Below are 15,540 nucleotides of genomic sequence, written 5' to 3'. Positions count from 1 at the left end.
AGAGACATTCTACAGTTTTTTTTGATAAGAACATTTGGCATAAGCATCGTGCTGGTGAATGGATTCTTCATTTCGACACTCAATTTGAAAGCCTTTAATCCAGTTTTGTTCGTACAACTCTGCGGCAATTAACCTCGCAACATCCTCTACAAAACGTGGATTTTCATAGGCCTCTTCTGTCACGTGTTTTTCATCTGGTCTTTTGAGTACAGGGTAAAGGGGCGCACTCGCATTAGACTCGATGATCTGCAGTAGATCTGCTTTCATGTCATCAGGGAGTTGACCTTGTTCAAACAGCTCTACCTGAATAGATACAGTGCCGCGCTGATTATGTGCGCCGTATTCACTGATTTCTTTTGAACAAGGACATAACGTTGTCACTTGAGCAGTGCAGCCAATATGACAAATCCATCCGTTTTCTTCATGAAAGTGGATGTCATATTGCACGTCTGCATGCATCAAACCGGACTTTCCGCTGATGGGACTCTTTTTTTTCATGTACCACGGAAAGGAAACGTGAATCGAGGCAGAAGGCTGATTCATTTGCGTGGCAAGCTGTGCGGTCAATTCTTTTAAGGAATCCACATCAACCGGTTTTCCGCTCTCATAAAATGAGTGAAGCTGCTCGGTGAGACGGCTCATATGAATACCTTTTTGATGAGCTGGCAAATATGTACTCAGCGTAAAATCAGCGGAAGAGGTTTGGTGCTGTGGAGCCGTTTGAGACAAAATATGTACAGGGTACGACACACGGCAAATTCCGACCTGTTCCAGATCAAAATAAAAGTCCTGTTCGGTTTGTTGGATGTCTATCATGTCCTCTTTTTGACAAGGTTTTGTTCTAGCGCTTGGCGGGACAGAACCGAATTGTGCGTGTCGTTCTTTTTTGGATGGAAATGAACGCATAGGGTACCTCCTTTAAAACGTAATGATTCCTATTTATTCTGCATCAAACCACAATAGAAATCAAGTGATCAAACATTAACGTTTACGTTAAGGTCATAAAGGTGTATAATAAAACATGAATTGATGAGCAGGAGGCACTGGTGATGGAATGGATGAAAATTGATCAAGTGGCGAAAAGAAGCGGTCTGACGAAACGGACCATTCGTTTCTATGAAGAGATTGGTTTATTATCAGCACCAAAGCGGACAGAGGGCGGTGTCAGACTTTACTCAGAGGATGACATGGAAGAACTGGAGAAAGTAATGCAGGCCAAAGAAGTACTTGGCTTTTCTTTACAAGAGCTTCAATCGTTTATGGAAATCGGAAAACAGCTTGAGCTGAATAAAGAAGGCTACTTGCTGTCACTTGACCCGAAGGAACGATTAGAGAAACTGTTAGATATTGATGCGCAGCTGACTGTGCAGCATCAATTGATTACAAAAAAGCTAGAAACGATTCAATCCTTTAAAAAGGATCTTGAAATGATGAAAGAAAGAGCGGCTCATGCCATTGAGCAATTACAAAAATAAACACCTCAGCGTGTTTATTTTATTTTGTTAAACAACTGTAGGAAAGGTTCTGATCGAATGAAGGAAGAAGAAGTGTTGAAACAGCGTACAAGTCTGCTTAGGCAGCCAAAGGCCGTCTGGGCGGTGGCCTTTGCTTGTGTGATTTCATTTATGGGCATAGGGCTTGTAGACCCGATTTTGCCTGCCATTGCATCACAATTAGATGCATCTCCAAGTCAGGTCTCTCTTTTGTTTACGAGCTACTTACTTGTGACTGGCTTTGTGATGTTTTTTACCGGTTTTATTTCTAGTCGGATTGGTGCGAAATGGACGTTATTAATAGGACTTATTTTTATTATTGTCTTTTCTGCTTTAGGTGGTACTTCTTCAACCATTAATGAATTAATTGGTTTTAGAGGCGGATGGGGCATTGGGAATGCCTTATTTATTTCAACGGCATTATCAGTAATTGTCGGTGTGTCTGTTGGAGGAAGTGCGAAAGCCATCATTTTATATGAGGCGGCACTAGGTCTTGGGATTTCTGTCGGGCCGCTCCTTGGCGGTGAGCTTGGAACGATCTCTTGGCGTGGGCCATTCTTTGGTGTGGCAGTGTTAATGCTCGTTGCTCTTTTAGCCATTACCTTTATGCTGCCACCTATGCAAAAGCCGCAGAAAAAGGTGAAGTTATTTGAAGCTGTTGGAGCCTTGAAATATAAGGGGCTTTTAACGATGGCATCTGCTGCTTTCTTATATAACTTTGGATTCTTTGTTCTTCTAGCTTATTCGCCATTTGTGCTTCAGCTTGATGAGCATGGTCTTGGCTATGTCTTTTTTGGATGGGGATTATTTTTGGCTGTGACATCTGTCTTCTCAGCGCCGGTCATTCATCGCAAGCTTGGAACATTGACTTCTCTTGTGGTTCTGTTTGCTTCGTTTGCTGTGATTTTATTCGGTATTGGAATCTGGACTTCACATGTTGTAGTCGTCATCTGCGGAATTGTCATTGCTGGGGGTATTCTTGGTATGATCAATACTGTGCTCACGACCGCAGTGATGGGATCAGCACCGGTTGAGCGTTCCATTGCTTCATCCTCTTACAGTGCCGTGCGGTTTATTGGGGGCGCGATTGCTCCTTGGATTGCCGGCGTACTTGCTGAATCTTTTACTGCAAGCACCCCTTACTATGTTGGGGCGGCTGTCGTTCTGTTAGGCATGATCATCCTGCTAATTGGCCGGAAACATCTCATCAATATTCAAGCAGGTCATTAAATAGAAAAAGCCTTATATCTGCATGAGATATAAGGCTTTTTTGTGATTATAATACTTTGGTTGTCCAGGATTCACAATTCCAAGTTTCAGTGGCCACATCTTGATAAAATTCAGGTTCGTGGGAAATCAATAGGACGCTGCCTTTATATTCTTTTAATGCGCGCTTTAATTCTTCTTTGGCATCGACATCCAAGTGGTTTGTCGGCTCATCGAGAACAAGTAGGTTGGTTTCTTCATTGATCAGCTTACAAAGGCGGACCTTCGCTTTTTCACCACCACTTAAAACAGACACACGGCTTTCAATATGTTTTGTCGTTAAACCGCATTTGGCAAGGGCAGCTCTGACTTCATATTGTGTGTACGATGGGAAGGTGCTCCACACCTCTTCGATACAAGTGTTGCTGTTTTGTTCTTTTACTTCTTGTTCAAAGTAGCCTATATGCAGGAATTCTCCGCGTTCCACCTCACCAGAAATGGGGGAGATTTCTCCAAGAAGACTTCGGAGCAGTGTCGTTTTTCCGATACCGTTGGCACCGTATAATGCAATTTTCTGCCCGCGTTCCATTTTTAAATTCAATGGACGAGAGAGCGGTTCGTCATACCCAATGACTAAATCCTTCGTTTCAAAAATCAATTTCCCTGATGTACGTGCAGGTTTAAAGTGGAATTCTGGTTTTGGTTTTTCTGCCGCTAATTCAATCATGTCCATTTTATCGAGTTTCTTTTGACGAGACATCGCCATATTTCGAGTGCTGACACGTGCTTTGTTTCTCGCGACAAAATCCTTTAATTCAGCCACTTCTTGCTGCTGCCTTTTATACGCTGCTTCTAGCTGCTGCTTTTTCACTTCGTACACTTGTTTAAATTGATCATAATCACCAACGTATCGCGTGAGTTCTTGATTTTCGACATGATAAATCAAGTTAATGACACTGTTTAGGAACGGGATATCATGTGAAATGAGGATAAACGCATTTTCATATTCCTGCAAATAGCGCTTCAGCCACTCAATATGCTGTTCATCTAAATAGTTGGTCGGCTCGTCAAGAAGAAGAATTTCAGGCTTCTCTAACAGCAATTTCGCAAGCAGTACTTTTGTACGCTGTCCGCCGCTCAGCTCTGTCACATCACGATCGAGCCCGAGATCTGTTAACCCAAGACCTCTTGCAATTTCCTCTACCTTGGAATCAATGATATAAAAATCATTGTTCGTCAGGGCATCCTGAATGACGCCTACTTCTTCTAAAAGCTTTTCCAGTTCATCAGGATCTGCTTCACCCATTTTTTCGTAAATGTCATTCATTGCGGCTTCCATTGAGAATAAATAATGGAATGCATCTTGAAGGACTTCACGAATGGTTCTTCCTTTTTCAAGCACGGTATGCTGATCGAGGTAGCCGACACGGACATTTTTTGCCCATTCGACCTTTCCTGCATCTGGCTCAAGCTTGCCAGTAATAATATTCATAAACGTTGACTTTCCTTCACCGTTGGCGCCGATCAAGCCGACATGCTCGCCTTTTAATAACCGGAAGGAGACTTCGTGGAAAATGGCTCTGTCGCCAAAGCCATGACTTAAATCTTTAACAGATAATATCATTTTTTACACCTCAAATAGATTCAAAACGGCTAGTGCCTCTCATGATTATATCGAACTGTCCGGCTCGATAAAAGCATCAAAAGAAAAATTGCGTTTCAAAGCTGATTTTGAGATACTTAAGGATAGATTGAATGAGGATAAAGGAGATCAACATGACGGAAAATTGGGCATTTTTGAAAGAAGCAAAGCCATTTATTCAAAAGAACTTTGAAGCGGCTGGCTTTGAGAAGCCAACAGCGATACAAGAACAAACAGCAGAGTGGATTACGGAAAAACGCGATGTGATCGCAGAATCACCTACTGGAACAGGGAAGACCCTAGCGTATGTTCTGCCGCTTTTAAATAAAATTGATGTGAGTATCAAACACCCGCAAGTCTTAATCTTGGCACCTTCAAGAGAGCTTGTGATGCAAATTTTTGATGTCGTGCAAGAGTTCAAACAAGGTTCAGACATCAAAGCTATTTCCTTAATAGGCGGGGCAAACATCAAGAAGCAGCAGGAAAAGCTAAAAAAACACCCGAATATCGTGGTGGCGACACCGGGTCGCGTACAAGAGTTAATCAAAATCAAGAAACTGAAAATGCATGAAGTGAAAACGATCGTGTTAGACGAGGCAGACCAGCTTCTTGTCCCAGAGCATATGAAAACGATCCAAGCGATCATTAAATCCACATTAAAAGAAAGACAAATCCTTTGTTTCTCTGCGACGTTGAAAGAGGAAACTGTTCAACTGATCAAAGACATTGCATCTGAACCAGAAGTATTGAAAATTAGCAGAAGCCAAGAAGAAGCGCAGAAGGTAGGGCATTATTACCTGTTATGTGATCAGCGTGACAAGGTGAAATTACTGCAAAAGCTATCACGGCTTGAGGACATGCAGGCACTCGTCTTTGTGCGAGATATTACGAATTTGAGCATTTATGCAGAAAAATTAGCGTATCACCATGTCGACCTTGGCGTGCTTCACAGTGAAGCGAAAAAAGCAGAGCGTGCTGTCATCTTAAAGGAATTTGAACAGCGTGAATTCCCGCTTCTTCTTGCAACAGATATCGCAGCAAGAGGGATCGATATTGATGATCTGCCATATGTGATTCATGCAGATATGCCAAATGAAGAGGGCTACATCCACCGTTCAGGTAGAACCGGACGCGCAGGAAAAGAAGGCGCAGTCATCAGTCTTGTCACACCTCAAGAGCAATCAATGCTGAAAAAAATGGCGAAAAAGCTGAATCTTTCGCTTGAAGAAATTGTGTATAAGCAAGGCCAGCTGCACCTTGCGCCCAAGCAGGCATAAGAAAAGGACCCTCCATAATTGGCAGGGTCCTTTTTGTGTTATGAAATTTTGACAAGTTGTTTTCCGACATTTTCCCCTTTGAATAGTCCAAGGAATGCATCAGGAATGTTGTCAAAGCCTTCAATGATTGTTTCTTTATATGTGAGTTTGTCTTCTTTTACCCATTGTGCGAGATCTTTTGCTGCCTCTTCAAAACGATCAGAGTAGTTGGCAACAATGAAGCCCTGCATCAATGCACTTGTTTTAATGAGTTTTGTTTGCACACGAGGGCCAATGTCTTCGTTTGCACTAATGTTATAAGAAGAAATGGCACCGCAGACTGGAATACGTGCAAAACGGTTCAAATGATTCATTACAGCATCAGAGATGTCGCCGCCCACATTGTCAAAATACACATCGACACCGTTTGGACAGGCTTTTGCAATGGCGTCATCTAAATCATTTGTTGTTTTATAATTAATGGTTTCATCAAAGCCCAGTTCTTTTAAATAAGCCAGCTTATCATCAGATCCGGCAATTCCTACGACGTGGGCACCTTTGATTTTAGCGATCTGTCCGACAACAGAACCAACGGCACCTGCGGCTCCAGAAATGACAACAGTTTCGCCTTCTTTTGGCTGACCAATCGCAAGAAGTCCAAAATAGGCGGTTTGTCCTGGCATGCCCAAAATCCCTAAGTAATAAGATAACGGCGCAATGGATGGATCAATTTTTGTCAGAGACTCTGCTTTGGCAGTAGAATATTCCTGCCAGCCAAGGAATCCAAGTACAAAATCACCTTTCTCAAATTGAGGAGATTTGGACTCGACGACTTCTCCGACCACACCACCTTGAATGACTTCATTCAGCTTGAACGGAGGTGTATAGGATTTTGTATCTTGCATTCGTCCTCTCATGTAAGGATCTACAGACACATATTTCGTTTGAATCAAGACTTCGCCATCTTGCGGCGTTGGTATATCAACTGTTTCAAAATGAAAAACATCTTTAGTAGGTAACCCTTTTGGACGTTTTGCTAATTGAATTTGTTTTTGTTGACTCATGTCAAATCCTCCCTTTCACTTGCAACCTAGATTTACATTAACATGATGCTTCTTTTCGTTCAAAACATACGGTCTTTTCCAAGCACATACAAAAAAGCAGCCACCATCTAAAAGAAGGGGACTACTTTTTTTGAAGAGAGACAGAAAGGAGCGGCGGGAGACAACCAAACAGTTGATACTCATCCGCATCACGTTCTTTTAACAAATATTCATTTGCATTTTGCATGGAGGCTTTCATCATATCGTGCGTCACAAAAGGAAAAAGGATATTTAAATATGAGGACAACAGGTCTTGTGGATCTTGTTCGATTGACTCGATATCTCCAATGTTGATAATAATAGAAAAGAGATAATCGATGCAGATGTGAAAGTGCTGTTCAGCAAACAAAGTAAGCGGCTTTGCTTTTGATTCTTCAGGATTCCATTTTTGAAAAAGCTGTTTCACCAAATCACTGACAACCCATGCATTAAACTGCTGCTCAGCTGAAAAATAATACATCAGCTCCACCCCATTTCTAGCCTCCAGTATAAGAATTGTACAACAAATGACAAGGAAAGCATATAATTTTTCAGAAAATTTAGTCATTTTTACAGTCTTTTTGTCAAAAATAAGTCCATAGACGCATTAAGTTCACAGAGTAAAAATGGATGTGCCGGAGGAGGGTTTAATGACAAAAGTGACGGGTAAAAGATTCGTAAGACGTTAAAGGAGGAATAATAAATGAAACCTGTTGTAAGAGAGTATTCAAATGATGAAACACTTCAAAGAGATGTGGAGCAATTAAAACAACTCGGTGTTGCAAGAGAGGACATTTATGTTCTGTCCCATGACGATGATCGAACTGAGCGTATTGCAAGCAATGCAGATGCCAATACGATAGGTCCAAAAGAAGTTGGACTCAAGCATGCGGTTGGAAACATCTTTAGCAAAAAGGGAGATGAACTCCGCAATAAGATTCACGAAATTGGTTTCTCAAAAGAAGAAGCTGAGACATTCGAAGAACATTTAGACGAAGGAAAAGTTCTTCTCTTTGTGACTGACCATGAAAAAGTGAAAAATTGGGCATAAACGCCATCGTAAAAAGCCTCTTACTTTTGTAAGGGGCTTTTTTTCATGCTGCGATAATTAAAATCTACCATCTGTCTTTTTCACTATAATAAGAAAGGTTGAAAAATTGGGATAAACAGTAAAATGTCTAATTGAAAATATAGAAACATCAAAGGATACCATCAAAAAAAGAAAAAAGTAGTGAAAATATCACAAAAAACCATTCGGGAAATAATTATGATATCTTTATTTTTATCTCAAAATGAAATAAAAATCTTGTGTAATTTAGTAGATAAATTTCTTAGTTCTATTGGTTTAAGTTGTATTTTTGTGTAGAAATAAGTGTTTTAAGGTCAAAAAACCACGAAATATACCTGTATTTTCAATTAGAAAATCATTCTAATGTTTAGGAAATAATTTGTTGACAAAATAATCTAAAAACAATATATTTGGCTTAATCAAGTCATTATGGAATTAGTTGTTAAATTTTTGATAGGTGGATTTCAGGATCAATTCTGTAAAGGATGATGCATTAAGACCTAAGGAAGAGCACTTCTGGGGCAAAGCGATACTGAAGAAATATCTATTAGACAAAAAGAAATGAATGATAGATAGCTTAGAATGGTAGATTCGTTTTTCTACTATGCCTATTTCTCAATGATATGATTCAGGGTATTCAGAGGATCATCATAAAGAAAACGCTTTCTAAACGCTGTTAAGGAGGTGAACCCATATGAAGAAAATGTATAACAAACTAAGGCGCTGTAACAGTTGAATGGCTGTGGTTGTATGTGAAGATGAGTGCTGAAAAAGAAGAGTGACATGTGGGATGCTTCTCTCCTTTTTCAGAAAACAGATTTCCTAAAAAATCCATCTTTCATTTTATCATAAGGCTTTTTGCTTGAAAACCACCTTTGTTAGGAAAGGTGATTGTGAATTGAAGGAGGTCACGTGATGAAAAAGGCTTTGTATCATGAAGACAGCGGGTTGTATTTAGAGAAGATGCGCATGGCTTTTCAAGAACACTATGAGCAAAGAACAGATATGTGGTCTACTGATCCATCATTAACAGACGCTGCTGTGATGTCTCTCAAGGCATGGCGTTCCAGGGAAAAGGATGCACTTGCTTCTGTGCTGGATATCGGCTGCGGGAACGGCAGGGCTCTTGAACATTTACAAGGACTGTCGGCATATACCGGCATTGATCTTTATGAACATGAGGAATGGCAAGGATTAAAGAAAAGAAAAGAGGTTCCTGTCCATTTTTATCATCAAGATTTTATGTCCTGGTCAATGGATCAAGGGCGCGAGCTGACGTTTGATCTGATTTTAGATCATGGCTGCTTTCACCATCAGCATCCTGATGACCACGAACGATACTTAAAGCAGATATCCTCGCTGCTTCATGAAGGTGGTGTCTTTTCCCTTGTTGTATGGGGAGAAGAGTGGAAAACAGGCTTAATCGGAGAAGATGGACGCTTCCATTTTTCATTCTCAGATACTCAGCTTGGAGAAAAGATTTGTACATCAGGACTTGAGCTCGTTTCGATTACACCATTACAAGCGAAGGCTGGGATCAGCCAGCATCATGTCATTGCTGTCAAAATCTAGTGCAAAGGAGGATAAACGCGATGTTTGATGTGATGGTTCTTGGTGCATACCTAGGCGAGTGCTTCAATCAATGTAGCTGAATTGAAGTACGGACTATTCATCCAATCAAAGGGTACAACCGGATGACGTGCATTTGAAGGACCAGAGCTTCTAGTAAAGGAGAAAGCAGCTCGAAGCTAGCAGAGATATTCTTTTAGAGAAAGAGCATGTCAGTTTCCATTCAAGAATCATCAAATGGTGTTGCTCTCTTACAGAGAATACAGCGTATGAAGCTCGATTTCTGCTCCTTTGTACTGGACAAGTGACAGTCTAAAAAGAGTCTTTATGAAAGGTACTGATGGATGATTGGCATCGCACATCTATTCAGCCAGTATGTCAGGAAATTTCTCCTGAGCCATGATTCTAGCTGGAACCGGTGCTCAGGGTGCAAAGGGAGTGCATACACATATTCATCACGCCATCACTGCGCTGAGAGAGTTCAATGGGGTGCAGTGATGAATAGGGGGAGACAAATGAACAAGTTTGTAGCTGAACTACAATCAATGATTCATCATTTTACATTTCAAGAAAAACACTATTTGCTCGTGGGGCCAGTGAACCTGCCGATCTCTATTGAACATGAAGAAGTGCAGTTTACATGGTATGCCTTTGCGTCTGTAGAAGCTGATACAACGCCAACGGTTGAGTCTATTGTACAAATGAGTACCGAGCAGCAAACATTTTCCTCTTGTCTCCTTTTTGGCGACTTTGAAAATGAAGTGCCGCCGCTTGTGCGAATTCATAGTGTCTGCCAAACAGGGGATGTGTTTGGGTCACTGAAATGTGATTGCGGTCCACAGCTTGCATCATCGCTAAAAAAAATCACCGATTACGGAAAAGGCATGCTTGTGTATATGGCCAATCAAGAAGGGCGCTCTATTGGGCTAATGGCCAAAGCCTTCACGTATAAATTACAGGAAATGAAACTGGATACATTTGAGGCGAACAGGTTGATCGGCTGCGGAGATGATGATCGGCATTACGAGGAAGCAGCGGCTGTCTTGCACTATTTAAACAAAGGGAAACCATTGCATCTCTTAACCAATAATCCAGATAAAGTCGATTCCATTGCTGCTTACGGTCTTCCGGTTTTACGGTTTGATCATACGGTAGAAGCCTCTCTCTATAATGAAGCATATTTAAAGGCAAAAGCAGCATCAGGGCATATGGTCGATGAGAAGAAATTAATTAATCAGTAGATGAGTTTATTTAAAGAAGGCGGGAGAAAAGCGTGAAACCTGATATCAATTGGATTCAAATCCCAAGCGGCTATGCGACGATTGGAAGTAATGAAGAAGATATGAAAAAGGCATCAGAATTTTGGAAGGACAAACTTCTGAATCCAGCCTATGGCCGTGAGAAAAAATTTCAAAAATGGTTGTACAAAGAATTTCCATCTTATCAGCCGTATATGAGCGAATTTTTCATTTCAGATACGGTCGTCACAAATGAATGGTATCAAAGCTATTGCGACGAGACAGGAAAGCCTTATCCAGAGAGCTTGACGAACCTAGAACTTGGCGGGGGAAAAGACCATCCAGCTTGGGGCATGGACATCGAGGAAGCTTTCTCATTTTGTCAGTGGCTGAGCGGGAAGCTTGGATATGAGGTATCGATCCCTACTGAGGAAGAATGGGAATATGCTGCCCGGGGCAATACGAGACATCAATATCCTTGGGGAGATGAGTTTGACCCCTCTTATTGTAATACGCACGAATCAAATATTGAAAAAACGACACCTGTCCGTCATTACGAAAAAGGAAGATCTCTATTTGGACTATATGATATGGGTGGCAATGTCGAAGAATGGGTCAACACCAAGTATCACATATATGAAGGCGGAATTGAGGTTGTAGATGATTTAACCGAGACACTCGGCAGTGATTACTACATTTTAAAAGGTGGCTCCTTCGCAAGAGGCGGAGATTTATGCAGAGTCGCAAGAAGACACGGGAAACACCCAGACCCTGTTTTTCGATTTACTGGTTTTCGTGTAGTTACTCGTCAAAAACAACATATAAAGGTGGGAGTGTAAAACCATGCATAGAGGACCGATTACATCCGTTTTATCAACTCAGCATGACCAAATTGTCTACACAGGTGGCTATGACCGCTGTATTTATAAATGGGACCGTGCCACGGGAGAAGGAACATTTATTGGCAGTCACGAGCATATCATCAACTCTTTATCCCTTTCGGAAAATGGAACGTATTTAGCGAGTGCATCGTCAGACTATACCATTCAATTATATGATACTAGCACACATACAAGAATTCGTACGCTATATGGTCATGCGGATGATGTGGAAGCTGTCGCATTTGCAAAACAGGATACGCTTCTTGTATCGGTGTCCAGAGACAGAAGATGCTTAGTTTGGGATATTGAAACGGGAGCCATTTTAAGAGAATTTCATGGACATAGCAAGGATGTATTAGCTGTATGGATTCATGAGGATAAAGCTTATACAACTGGTGACGATGGCTATGTCCTTGTATGGCTCTATGAAACAGGAGAAATTGTAGGTGAAATTGGCCCGTTTGATTATGAGCTGGATACCATCAGCGGCAGCAATCAAAAAGAAGTATTCGCCCTTGGCAGAGATGATGGCACAGTTATCATTTATGATGCCGCTACATTACAGGAGAAAAAAATCATTAAAGCTCATTTACAAGGTGTGAAACGTGTGAATTTTTCACCGAGCGGTAACTACTTGCTTACAGCGGGTTATGACCATCTAATTAAGCTGTGGAATTATGAAACCGGTGATTTAATTGATACGTTGCTGCCTCATAAATATCAATGGGAGCGCTCGCTTGTTTGGACAGAAGACGAGCAAGCCATTTTAGGAGCCAGCTTTGGGAAAACGTATTGTGAATGGTCCATTCAAGAAGGAAAAGTGATCTCTGATGAGCAGGAATTGGCGACACCTTCTATTAATGATATTGCGTTGACTGAAGCGGGTGATATTATCACTGCATCAGATGACGGAAAATTCAGAAAGAATGGAATCGAAATCGCAAAATCAACAGGTGTTCTCACAAATGGAGTGGCTGTTGCACGGGATGGAAGCTATTATGCATGGGGCGATCATGCGAGTCAGGTGCATATTGTACACGAGTCATTGCAGCAAATGGTCTCTTTTGATCTCAACACAGGTCCTGTCAATAGTGTGTATTTCCATGAGGAGGATCGTCAATTTTATATTGGCACTTATGGCGGTTATGTGCATGTCATTTCGACAGAACACTTAAAGGAAATCGGCCGTTCTAAAGCACATGATTGCGCAGTCAAAGCATTAAAGGTAGAAGGAGATCATATCATCACAGCGGCAGTTGAAGGAACCATCTGTCTTCTCGATAAAAAGAGTTTGTCCTTAACAGCAGAATATATCGGGGCGACAGAGCTGTTAAATGATGTATTTATTGATAGCAAAAGAGATCGTATTGCCATTGTCAGCCGTGATAAAAACGTCCGATTGTTTGATTTGCATACAGGCAGAATTTTAAATCAGCACAACGAGCATCAATATTCCATTAAATCCATCACTGTGACAGACTCTGGCTATATTGTGAGCGGAGACTATTGGGGGTATATTGTGGTCTGGAATCCAGAGCTAGATGTCAATACAGGTCCGATTCGAATTGCTAAGAATGGTATTAGTGCCATTAGACAACTAGGAAATGATGTGTATGCAAGCTCATATGACGGTGGTATTTATCATATTCGAGAAGATGGCACACATACGGAAGTACTGCGCTTATTTGAACAATTTCCGAAAGAAGTAATCTCTCATTAAGAAAAAGAATGTAAGCGGGGGATTCTCATGATAAGTGTTTGCAAGGAACATATGAAAAAAGGTCTGACTGTACTCAATTGTCCGCATGTGCTCCTCATTAATAAATATGAATGTCGCAAATGCTGTTTTTGTAAACAACGAGCATCATATAAACTGTTTTATTCCTTGCCTTACTATGATCGATCTGAAAAGAAACGGCTTGAGAAAGTATAGCACATGAGAATAGAACTCCTTCATTTTCTGAAGGAGTTCTTTCCCTTGAGAGAAGAAAGGAGCCCGAGATGAAAGACGATGTTTTTTATATGAAGCTGGCGATTGCCAACGCGAAGGCGATGAAAGGACAAACCTCACCCAATCCGCTTGTTGGTGCAGTGATTATTCAGAGCGGTGAGATCGTTGGGATTGGTGCGCACATGAAGGCTGGCGAACCGCATGCTGAAATTCATGCACTGCGAATGGCAGGAGAAAAGGCGAAGGGAGCTGACATGTATGTGACACTCGAACCTTGTACACATCACGGAAAAACAGGCCCTTGCACCGAAGCGATTATTAGCAGTGGTGTGAAGAAAGTGTTGATTGCCACCCAAGATCCGAATCCGGTTGTTGCAGGTAAAGGAATTGCCTTTTTGAAAAAGGCTGGAATTGAAGTGGAGCAAGGGATATGTAAACAGGAAGCAGATCGTTTAAATGCTCCTTTTTTTCATTTGATGCAAACAAACCTTCCTTATGTTGTCTTAAAATCAGCTATTTCGATAGATGGGAAAATTGCCACGGCTGAGCAAGAAAGCAAATGGATCACTGGAATAGAAGCGAGAACAGAAGTGCAGCGCTTACGTCAAGAAGCAGATGCGGTGCTGACAGGAGTGGAAACGATTATTCAAGATGATGCCGGCTTAATTGTAAAGGATTCATTCAACCATCAGCCCATTCGTGTCATTTTAGATTCAACATTAAGGATACCGATTCATGCCAAATGCTTAACAGATCATAGGGCAGAAACCATAATTTGTACATCACAAGATTATGATCATCAAAAGTATCAACAGTTGATACAAAAAGGTCATCAAGTATTTGTTACAAGCGGAGAATACCGGACAGATCTTCAGGATGTGTTACACATGTTGAAGAAGCGCTCTGTGATGTCAGTGCTTGTAGAGGCAGGGGGCAGTGTGAGTGCGTCATTTTTAGAAGCATCCCTTGTGAACGAAGCTGTTATCTATATGGCACCTTTATTAATCGGAGGGAAAGATGCACCTACTTTTTTTGAAGGAGAAGGTGTGAAAAAACTAAAAAAGGCGATCCGTCCAGCGGATATTGAATATAGTATGGTAGGAAAAGATTTAAAAATGACGATGACATTTTAACGATGGAGAGAGGGCCTTGCACGTAGGGTGCAAGGCCTTTCAAATTTTTTGATAAAAATAAAATTGTACATACACCTTTATCGATCATGATGAATACGATGGATGGGGGTGATTCTATGAGAAAATGTAGACAATGCGGAAAGATATACCCAACTCATTCGACAGACCACTACCAAAAAGGAAGCTGGTATGATGCGTATAAGGATGATGGCTGGGAATGTGATAGTTGTAAGAAAGGTAAATCAGACAAACAAAGGAAACCAGTAAAAAATCCATGCTGCGGAAAAGATCCTTGTGTGTGTGTCATTCAAGGACCGCCAGGGGGAAGAGGAAGGAGAGGCCCAGCAGGTCCGGCGGGTCCAGTGGGTCCAGTAGGCCCAGCGGGTCCAGCCGGCCCGGCAGGTCCACAAGGCCCAACAGGCGTTGGGTTAACAGGGATTGTAGCATTTGATCCAGCGGTAGCCCCGGCGTATCCAGTAGGTCAAGTGGTGACATATGATGGCAGTACGTATGTGGTAAATTCAGCACCACCAACAGGTACGCCTGATACATCGCCGGATTATACGCTTTTAGCAGCTGCGGGCGCAACAGGTACAGGACCAACAGGTGTCACCGGAGATCCAGGTCCGACGGGTGCAACAGGAGCCACTGGTGTAGGTCTAACTGGAGTCGTTCCTTTTGATGCGGCAGCGGCACCAGGATATCCATTGGGTCAAGTAGTGACATATGAAGGTGGAACGTATCTTGCAAACACAGCATCACCAACGGGTACACCGGATACATCACCAGATTATACGCTTCTAGCCGCTGCGGGTGCGACAGGAGATACGGGTGCAACCGGAGCAACAGGAACAGGAGCAACAGGAGATACAGGCGCAACTGGAGCGACCGGAGCCACAGGAGATACGGGTGCCACAGGAGCAACAGGAACAGGAGCGACTGGCGCTACTGGAGATACAGGCGCAACCGGAGCGACCGGAGCCACAGGAGATACGGGTGCCACAGGGGCAACAGGAACAG

At 42.0% G+C, this 15,540-nt stretch carries 13 protein-coding genes and 1 pseudogene; 10 read left to right on the top strand and 4 right to left on the bottom strand.

Going from position 1 to position 15,540, the window contains the following annotated elements; translation table 11 throughout:
• Window positions 1–9 precede the first annotated feature (9 nt).
• Window positions 10–906: a GTP cyclohydrolase FolE2 gene (gene folE2 / locus ACTJJD_RS16160; protein WP_440608639.1), complete on the bottom strand. Its 897-nt coding sequence runs from the start codon at window positions 904–906 to the stop codon at window positions 10–12.
• Between the two features lie 143 nt (window positions 907–1,049).
• On the opposite strand from folE2, the gene ACTJJD_RS16155 reads away from it, so the two are divergent.
• Both ACTJJD_RS16155 and ACTJJD_RS16150 read left to right on the top strand, forming a co-directional pair.
• Window positions 1,050–1,475 carry a MerR family transcriptional regulator gene (locus ACTJJD_RS16155; RefSeq protein WP_017366797.1) on the top strand — a complete coding sequence of 142 codons (426 nt, stop codon included), beginning with the start codon at window positions 1,050–1,052 and terminating at the stop codon, window positions 1,473–1,475.
• A 57-nt stretch (window positions 1,476–1,532) separates the two neighbouring features.
• A complete protein-coding gene (locus tag ACTJJD_RS16150) occupies window positions 1,533–2,723 on the top strand; it encodes an MFS transporter (protein ID WP_251211113.1) in 1,191 nt (396 codons plus the stop codon).
• 46 nt (window positions 2,724–2,769) lie between these two features.
• Here ACTJJD_RS16150 and ACTJJD_RS16145 read toward each other — a convergent pair whose 3' ends face one another.
• Window positions 2,770–4,323, bottom strand: a complete 1,554-nt coding sequence (locus ACTJJD_RS16145; protein WP_008343192.1) for an ABC-F family ATP-binding cassette domain-containing protein — start codon at window positions 4,321–4,323, stop codon at window positions 2,770–2,772.
• Window positions 4,324–4,475: 152 nt separating this feature from the next.
• Between ACTJJD_RS16145 and ACTJJD_RS16140 the strand changes: the two genes are divergently transcribed.
• Window positions 4,476–5,618 (top strand): DEAD/DEAH box helicase, encoded by a 1,143-nt coding sequence (locus tag ACTJJD_RS16140; protein ID WP_440608638.1) that lies wholly within the window; start codon window positions 4,476–4,478, stop codon window positions 5,616–5,618.
• Window positions 5,619–5,656: 38 nt separating this feature from the next.
• On the opposite strand, the gene ACTJJD_RS16135 is transcribed toward ACTJJD_RS16140, so the two are convergent.
• The gene (locus ACTJJD_RS16135) at window positions 5,657–6,661 is read right to left on the bottom strand and encodes an NADP-dependent oxidoreductase (RefSeq protein WP_282833986.1); all 1,005 of its coding nucleotides are present in this window, start codon (window positions 6,659–6,661) and stop codon (window positions 5,657–5,659) included.
• Between the two features lie 121 nt (window positions 6,662–6,782).
• Complete coding sequence (locus ACTJJD_RS16130) at window positions 6,783–7,160, bottom strand: YfmB family protein (RefSeq protein ID WP_017366799.1); 378 nt, start codon at window positions 7,158–7,160, stop codon at window positions 6,783–6,785.
• A gap of 222 nt (window positions 7,161–7,382) precedes the next feature.
• Here ACTJJD_RS16130 and ACTJJD_RS16125 point away from each other — a divergent pair, with 222 nt between their 5' ends.
• From ACTJJD_RS16125 to ACTJJD_RS16095, 7 genes and pseudogenes are all read left to right on the top strand, one after another.
• Complete coding sequence (locus ACTJJD_RS16125) at window positions 7,383–7,730, top strand: general stress protein (protein WP_007496775.1); 348 nt, start codon at window positions 7,383–7,385, stop codon at window positions 7,728–7,730.
• Between the two features lie 933 nt (window positions 7,731–8,663).
• Window positions 8,664–9,320 (top strand): class I SAM-dependent methyltransferase, encoded by a 657-nt coding sequence (locus tag ACTJJD_RS16120; protein ID WP_007496773.1) that lies wholly within the window; start codon window positions 8,664–8,666, stop codon window positions 9,318–9,320.
• A 512-nt stretch (window positions 9,321–9,832) separates the two neighbouring features.
• On the top strand, window positions 9,833–10,558 hold the full coding sequence (locus tag ACTJJD_RS16115; protein WP_017360404.1) for a GTP cyclohydrolase II: 726 nt from the start codon (window positions 9,833–9,835) through the stop codon (window positions 10,556–10,558).
• 32 nt (window positions 10,559–10,590) lie between these two features.
• Window positions 10,591–11,394 carry a formylglycine-generating enzyme family protein gene (locus ACTJJD_RS16110; protein WP_024718589.1) on the top strand — a complete coding sequence of 268 codons (804 nt, stop codon included), beginning with the start codon at window positions 10,591–10,593 and terminating at the stop codon, window positions 11,392–11,394.
• A 4-nt stretch (window positions 11,395–11,398) separates the two neighbouring features.
• Window positions 11,399–13,156, top strand: a complete 1,758-nt coding sequence (locus tag ACTJJD_RS16105) for a WD40 repeat domain-containing protein (protein ID WP_035391378.1) — start codon at window positions 11,399–11,401, stop codon at window positions 13,154–13,156.
• A gap of 281 nt (window positions 13,157–13,437) precedes the next feature.
• The gene (gene ribD, locus ACTJJD_RS16100) at window positions 13,438–14,520 is read left to right on the top strand and encodes a bifunctional diaminohydroxyphosphoribosylaminopyrimidine deaminase/5-amino-6-(5-phosphoribosylamino)uracil reductase RibD (protein WP_081114571.1); all 1,083 of its coding nucleotides are present in this window, start codon (window positions 13,438–13,440) and stop codon (window positions 14,518–14,520) included.
• Window positions 14,521–14,636: 116 nt separating this feature from the next.
• Window positions 14,637–15,540: pseudogene (locus tag ACTJJD_RS16095) on the top strand (exosporium glycoprotein BclB-related protein); the annotation flags it as partial.

This window comes from Bacillus sp. 22446, from assembly GCF_052044955.1.
Lineage (GTDB): Bacteria > Bacillota > Bacilli > Bacillales > Bacillaceae > Bacillus > Bacillus altitudinis.
The sequence above is the reverse complement of the archived record's forward strand: the minus strand, read 5'-3'. Positions and strand labels throughout refer to the sequence as shown.

Coding starts and splice junctions, on each gene's coding strand:
- folE2 (WP_440608639.1), bottom strand. CDS start 906: ATGCGTTCATTTCCATCCAAAAAAGAACGACACGCACAATTCGGTTCT.
- ACTJJD_RS16155 (WP_017366797.1), top strand. CDS start 1,050: ATGGAATGGATGAAAATTGATCAAGTGGCGAAAAGAAGCGGTCTGACG.
- ACTJJD_RS16150 (WP_251211113.1), top strand. CDS start 1,533: ATGAAGGAAGAAGAAGTGTTGAAACAGCGTACAAGTCTGCTTAGGCAG.
- ACTJJD_RS16145 (WP_008343192.1), bottom strand. CDS start 4,323: ATGATATTATCTGTTAAAGATTTAAGTCATGGCTTTGGCGACAGAGCC.
- ACTJJD_RS16140 (WP_440608638.1), top strand. CDS start 4,476: ATGACGGAAAATTGGGCATTTTTGAAAGAAGCAAAGCCATTTATTCAA.
- ACTJJD_RS16135 (WP_282833986.1), bottom strand. CDS start 6,661: ATGAGTCAACAAAAACAAATTCAATTAGCAAAACGTCCAAAAGGGTTA.
- ACTJJD_RS16130 (WP_017366799.1), bottom strand. CDS start 7,160: ATGTATTATTTTTCAGCTGAGCAGCAGTTTAATGCATGGGTTGTCAGT.
- ACTJJD_RS16125 (WP_007496775.1), top strand. CDS start 7,383: ATGAAACCTGTTGTAAGAGAGTATTCAAATGATGAAACACTTCAAAGA.
- ACTJJD_RS16120 (WP_007496773.1), top strand. CDS start 8,664: ATGAAAAAGGCTTTGTATCATGAAGACAGCGGGTTGTATTTAGAGAAG.
- ACTJJD_RS16115 (WP_017360404.1), top strand. CDS start 9,833: ATGAACAAGTTTGTAGCTGAACTACAATCAATGATTCATCATTTTACA.
- ACTJJD_RS16105 (WP_035391378.1), top strand. CDS start 11,399: ATGCATAGAGGACCGATTACATCCGTTTTATCAACTCAGCATGACCAA.
- ribD (WP_081114571.1), top strand. CDS start 13,438: ATGAAAGACGATGTTTTTTATATGAAGCTGGCGATTGCCAACGCGAAG.